The sequence below is a fragment of the Synechococcus sp. F70.1 genome (assembly GCF_047502745.1).
In the GTDB taxonomy this organism is placed as follows: Bacteria; Cyanobacteriota; Cyanobacteriia; order Thermostichales; family Thermostichaceae; genus Thermostichus.
On record NZ_JANSJL010000035.1, the window covers coordinates 50,796 to 56,557 of the forward strand.

Below are 5,762 nucleotides of genomic sequence, written 5' to 3' on the forward strand. Positions count from 1 at the left end.
ATCTTCGACATTATCCCAAGAGACCCTGAACTAGAGACGTTGACTGATAGCCGGGCAGTAGCATATATCCCAAAGGGAACTCGGCGCCTTCGCGATCTCATTGCCCCTCTTCGCAATGAGTATGATTACATCCTAATCGACTGCCCAACTCAATGGCTTTACTTCAGCCAAAGTGGTGTTTTTGCTGCCGACGTTATTTTGATACCTACTCACCCCGGCGATCTGTGTTCCCTGAATAATGCTGCTAGAGTAATCACCAGCTTTGTTCCAGAAACTGCTAAGTCACGACAGGATGGCGGCCCCAGGACTTTGCCTATCTTTTTCAATGGCGTCCCCTCCTCAGGAAGCGAAAACGCTATTAAACGAGCAAATGATGAGATAGACGAAATTGTCAGACAAGAGAGAAGCATGAACCTACGTCCATATTTCTGGCCAAAACTTAAGAAAGATAATGAGGACAAATACATTTTCAGAATACCTGAATATGCAGTGATAAAAACTGCAGCCTTTGAAGGATCCCCTGCCGTTTTTAAGGATAGGAGAGTTTTAAAATGCTATCAGAGTCTTGCCGATGAGTACTTTACCGATGAGTGAGTTTTCAGATCTCGGTAGGCTAGTTAACTTACCTCTGGATAGCATTACACCTGCCGACGGGTTTTCTGCTCCCTCCTTCCTTGTTACAGCAGCCGCAGATCAGCTAAGGGCGACAGGAGGACACAACTGGGTTCCTCTGCTGGTGGCCGAGGCTGGCAACTATCAGTACAAGGCCATTGGTAACCATTTTGTCTATGCAGTTGCTCGAGAGGCAGGGCTGGAGAGGCTCTGGTGCATTGTTGTCGATCCTGATCCAGAGCAGGTTAAGCAGGCCCAAATCCTCACCAGAGAAATTGTCCCAAAGGTGAATCTGACAGAGGCCCCGAGAGAAACTATCTTGGCCGCGTTGAGATACCTGGCCGAGCAGCCTGGCACCCCCCTTAAGGGAGTTGATATAACCATTGCAGCCGCGCGAATTGCGGAGGCAGATAGGAGCTGGTGGCAGGACTTAACCCCCATAACCAAGCTGGGGTGCAAAATTACACGAGGCAAAAAGTTGGAGGCCCTGAAAGAAGTATTTTTTCTAACTCCTACAGCGCCACCTCCTAGCCAGAAGAAGTCGTCTAAAAAATCCACAGCATCTGCCAGGGCCAAGAAAACAAGCGCAACTCGCTCTCGGAAAAAGAAAGAGGGCTAGAAGGGCGGCAGAGCAAGACCAGCTTTACTCTTCTCTTAGTACCGCTGTTCTCCTACCCAAAGGCCCACCAGCGCTGCTTGGCCCCAGGGATCCACCTTCACCTCTGCTCGCAGTGTTTCTGGGTTGCGGCGGATCTCTAGTTCCAGAACATCTCCCAGCGCTTCCGAAATGAAAAACTCTTCGATCCCAAACCTGAGCTGCCACCCATCGAACCAACCTTGCAGGGCGACCTCCGCAGGCTGCAGATCCTTGGGTCGGTCGCGGCTGAGGCCGATGGCCTGCCAGGGTTGAGCGGGATCCCCATTGGGAGGGGCCAAGCGCAGATAGAGGATCCCTGGCCTACTCAGCTCAGGTGACCAGCCAGGTAGCTTCTCCAAAGTGGAAAACTGGGCAACGGTGTAGCTCAAAGCTACGTAGCGGCCCCGCAAGAGGTCATAGGGATCCACAGGAGCAATCTGCAAGTAGATGGGGGTGCCGGTGGCAAGGGTAAGCGCTTTCCGGGCTGGTACCAGTGCAACCAGGCCCACCTGTAGCAGCAGGGCTAGCCAAAATCGCCGTAGGGATCCCTGGGGAGAAGGAGTTGACACAGATAGCCGGGGAGAGCAATTTTTAGGGAGCAGTTTCAATGCAGAGATGCTATTCTAGGCTAAGCACCTCCCTGGCTCAGTAGCTCAGCGGTAGAGCAGGGGACTCATAAGCCCTGGGTCGCGTGTTCGAATCACGCCTGAGCCATCCCAAGAAGAGGTTGGCGTAGTGCTGGTGAATCCCAGATACACTAGTCAAGCCTGCTCCAAGGATCTGCCTATCCAGCAGCGCAGGAAGAGGTTAGGGTGCGGGCATTGTGGCTGGAAGAAATGAGACTGCGCTTTTGGGGGCTTCTGTAAACCAGCCCGCTAGAGGCTCGTGAGTGGCTTGCCAACTGCAGGGCTACGTTCGCGCTAGCGGGAGGAGTCCTTATAGCCCCCAGCTTTCCCCCTGCTCTAAAGAAAAAGCAATGCCTTAGCTAGAAAAACTCTCTCAAACGATCGATAATAGGCCAGCGCACTGCTTTCTCTTCTTAAAACTGTGGCCTTGACTTGCTCACCGCCATCGCGCTTTGCTCAAGCCATTCAGCGGGGAGAGTTTCTGCTCACCGCCGAGATCACCCCACCCAAGGGATCCGACACCACTGCTATGCTGGCTTTGGCCCAGCAGCTCAAGCAGCGGGTGCACGCCATCAACATAACTGACTCCAACCGGGCTGTTGCCCGCATGAGCCCCTTGGCCGCCTCGCTGCTGCTGCATCAAGCGGGCATTGAGCCCATCCTGCAACTGGCCTGCCGGGATCGCAACCGCGTGGCTCTCCAGGGGGATCTGCTAGGAGCTTCGGCTCTTGGCCTGCGCAATGTTCTAGCCCTGACGGGGGATCCCATCCACGTCGGGGATTGCCCCGATGCTCGAGCCGTCTTTGACTTGGAGTCGGTGCGCTTGCTGCAGCTTATCCAGCGCCTCAACAGCGGCCTTGACTGCAACGGCAAACCCCTTCCTGACGGCGGCACCTGCCTGTTTCCGGGGGCAGCGGTAGAGCCACAATCCCCTAGCTTTTCGGGCCTGGAGCGGCGCTTCTACCGCAAGCTGGAGCACGGGGCCCAGTTTTTCCAGAGCCAGATAGTGACCGACTTCGACCAACTGGAGCGCTTCATGGACAAGCTGGGGCGCCCTGCCGGCAAGCCCATCCTGGCCGGTATCTTTCTGCTCAAGTCAGCCAAAAACGCCCTGTTCATCAACCGCAACTTGCCAGGGGTGCAGATCCCGGAGGCCATCATCCAGCGGCTGGCCAAGGCTCCCAACCCCCTGGAAGAAGGGATTCGCATTGCCGCCGAACAGGTGCGCCAGGCCCGCCAGATCTGCAACGGCGTGCACCTGATGGCCGTCAAGACCGAACATCTCATCCCCCGCATCCTTGACGAGGCCGGGATCCCACCTCTTAGCAACTAGCTCAACACCTGCTCCAGCCCGTAGACCAATCCCTTGAGCTGCAACACCTTGCGGATGCCCAGGATCACCCCCGGCATAAAGGCCACGCGGTCGGTGATGTCGTGTCTTAGGGTGAGCGTCTGCCCCATGCCGCCGAAGATTACTTCCTGGTGGGCGACCAACCCCGGCAGGCGAACGCTGTGGATGGGGATGTTGGGGCCAGGGATCCCACCCCGCGAGCCGGGGATCAGCTCCTTTTCTTCCACCTCGGGGGGGTTGAATGCCTTGCCCAGTTGTCCCAGCCGCTGGGCCGTCTGCAGAGCTGTGCCACTGGGGGCATCGGCCTTGCGGTTGTGGTGCAGCTCGACAATCTCCACGTGATCGAAATATTGAGCCGCCTGCAGCGCCATCTGCTGCAGCAGGATCATGCCGATGGCAAAGTTAGGCGCAATGAGGCAGCCCACGCCAGCCTTGTCCGCTAGATCCCGCAGCCGCTCCAGTTGCTCCGGCGTTAGGCCGGTTGTCCCCACCACTGGCCGCACCCCAAAGGCAATTGCCGAGCGGACGTTTTCGTACACAGAGCTAGGATGGGTGAAGTCCACCATGACGCCTCGGGTACTCTGCTGCGACAGCCGCAGCAGCTGCCCTGCCAGGTCGTCGCTAATGGCCACTCCCAACGCTCCTAGCCCTAGCACCTCGCCAATATCTGCGCCTAGGTGCGAACGAGCCACTGCTCCCACCAACCTCATGTCGGGGGTTTGGGCCACTGCTCGCACCACCTCCCTCCCCATCCTGCCCAGGGCTCCTACCACTAAGACGGGGATGGGCTCAGAATTTTGTCCTTCTTGCTCGACTGCCGTCGCCACCGCCTGCCCCCTTACCTTGGAGCGCTAGAGATCCCCGCCCAGGCCATCACAACTTCACCTCAATGTCTACCCCTGCCGGCAGATCTAGCTTCATCAAAGCATCGATAGTCTTGGAGGAGGGGGAATAGATATCGATAATGCGCCGGTGGGTGCGGATTTCAAAATGTTCCCGCGAGTCCTTGTCTATATGAGGGGAACGCAGCACACAGTAAAGGCGCCGCCGCGTCGGCAGCGGAATTGGCCCCACTGGCACTGCCTCCGTTCGGCGGGCTGTATCCACAATTTTGGCGCAGGAAGTATCCAGCAGCCGATGGTCGTAGGCCTGCAAGCGGATGCGAATTTTTTGTTGGGTTAAAGTAGCCATACTTGAAGAGAGAGTAGGGTGTACTTAAAAGGCAACAGGGATCGAGTCCTCTGGAGTAACCAGCGCCCAATCCCTGCTGCGAGCCAGTAGCTTACTTCAGGATCTTGGAGACTACCCCAGCTCCAACCGTCCGACCGCCTTCGCGGATGGCAAAGCGCATCCCCTGCTCAATGGCAATGGGTCGGATGAGCTCCACCGTCATCCTAACGCGGTCGCCCGGCATCACCATCTCCGGCTTCGAGCCATCGTCAGCCGTAAAGGAGGAAATGGTGCCCGTGACGTCGGTGGTACGCACGTAGAACTGGGGACGATAGCCCGCAAAGAAGGGTGTGTGGCGGCCCCCCTCTTCTTTGGTGAGGACATAAACCTCCGACTCGAACTGGGTGTGGGGGGTGATGGTTTTGGGCTGGGCTAGGACCATGCCCCGCTCCACTTCGTTTTTCTGAATACCCCGCAGCAAAACGCCGACGTTGTCGCCTGCAATCCCCTCGTCCAGCGTCTTCTGGAACATCTCCAGACCCGTCACCGTGGTGGAGCGGGTCTCGCGCAGCCCCACGATCTCTACCGTATCCCCCACCTTGATGCGGCCGCGCTCAATTCGGCCGGTTGCCACCGTGCCACGACCTGTAATCGAGAAGACATCTTCTATTGCCATCAGGAAGGGCTTGTCCACCTCCCGCACTGGCGTCGGGATGTAGGAGTCGACCGCATCCATCAACTCATGGATCTTGTCCACCCACGGATCCTCACCCCGCTGGGTTTTGGGGTTGGCTTGCATCTTCTCCAAAGCCTTAAGAGCCGATCCCCTGACAATCGGGACTTCGTCGCCGGGGAAATCGTACTTGGACAGGAGCTCCCGCACCTCCAGCTCTACCAGCTCCAGCAGCTCCTCGTCGTCCACCATATCTACCTTGTTGAGGAAGACGACGATGTTGGGCACTCCCACCTGGCGGGCCAGCAGGATGTGCTCCCGCGTCTGCGGCATGGGTCCATCTGCCGCCGACACCACCAGGATGGCCCCGTCCATCTGGGCTGCCCCTGTGATCATGTTTTTTACGTAGTCAGCGTGGCCAGGGCAGTCCACGTGGGCGTAGTGACGCTTCTCTGTCTGGTACTCCACGTGGGCCGTGTTGATGGTGATACCGCGGGCTCTCTCCTCTGGCGCTGCGTCAATCTCGTCGTAGCGCTTGGGCGTCGCTTGGCCGAGGGCAGCCAAGGTCATGGTAATGGCGGCGGTCAACGTCGTCTTACCATGGTCCACGTGGCCAATGGTGCCAACATTAACGTGGGGTTTGGTGCGTTCGAACTTAGGGCGTGCCATGAATCCTCACTTCCTTTTTCAGTT

At 57.5% G+C, this 5,762-nt stretch carries 7 protein-coding genes and 1 tRNA gene; 4 read left to right on the plus strand and 4 right to left on the minus strand.

Annotated features, from left to right (window positions below; translation table 11 throughout):
- A partial coding sequence (locus NW860_RS02620; protein WP_414512205.1) for a ParA family protein occupies nt 1–594 on the plus strand: 594 nt, incomplete at its 5' end.
- Entirely contained in the window at nt 587–1,231 is a 645-nt protein-coding gene (locus NW860_RS02625; RefSeq protein ID WP_414512206.1) for a Rho termination factor, read from the plus strand. The genes NW860_RS02620 and NW860_RS02625, both read left to right, overlap by 8 nt.
- Before the next feature lie 35 nt (nt 1,232–1,266).
- Here the strand turns inward: NW860_RS02625 and NW860_RS02630 are convergent, their stop codons facing one another.
- Nucleotides 1,267–1,818, minus strand: a complete 552-nt coding sequence (locus NW860_RS02630) for a GDYXXLXY domain-containing protein (protein WP_414512207.1) — start codon at nt 1,816–1,818, stop codon at nt 1,267–1,269.
- A 73-nt stretch (nt 1,819–1,891) separates the two neighbouring features.
- On the opposite strand from NW860_RS02630, the gene NW860_RS02635 reads away from it, so the two are divergent.
- Together NW860_RS02635 and NW860_RS02640 are read left to right on the plus strand one after the other, a co-directional pair.
- Nucleotides 1,892–1,963: transfer RNA gene (locus NW860_RS02635), tRNA-Met, on the plus strand.
- 333 nt (nt 1,964–2,296) lie between these two features.
- Nucleotides 2,297–3,208: a methylenetetrahydrofolate reductase gene (locus NW860_RS02640; protein ID WP_414512208.1), complete on the plus strand. Its 912-nt coding sequence runs from the start codon at nt 2,297–2,299 to the stop codon at nt 3,206–3,208.
- On the opposite strand, the gene dapB is transcribed toward NW860_RS02640, so the two are convergent.
- The 3 genes from dapB to tuf form a co-directional block, all read right to left on the minus strand.
- Nucleotides 3,205–3,978 (minus strand): 4-hydroxy-tetrahydrodipicolinate reductase, encoded by a 774-nt coding sequence (gene dapB, locus NW860_RS02645; protein ID WP_414512210.1) that lies wholly within the window; start codon nt 3,976–3,978, stop codon nt 3,205–3,207. The genes NW860_RS02640 and dapB overlap by 4 nt on opposite strands.
- Before the next feature lie 121 nt (nt 3,979–4,099).
- The gene (gene rpsJ, locus NW860_RS02650; RefSeq protein ID WP_414396025.1) at nt 4,100–4,417 is read right to left on the minus strand and encodes a 30S ribosomal protein S10; all 318 of its coding nucleotides are present in this window, start codon (nt 4,415–4,417) and stop codon (nt 4,100–4,102) included.
- Nucleotides 4,418–4,508: 91 nt separating this feature from the next.
- A complete protein-coding gene (gene tuf / locus NW860_RS02655) occupies nt 4,509–5,738 on the minus strand; it encodes an elongation factor Tu (RefSeq protein ID WP_414512213.1) in 1,230 nt (409 codons plus the stop codon).
- Nucleotides 5,739–5,762 lie beyond the last annotated feature (24 nt).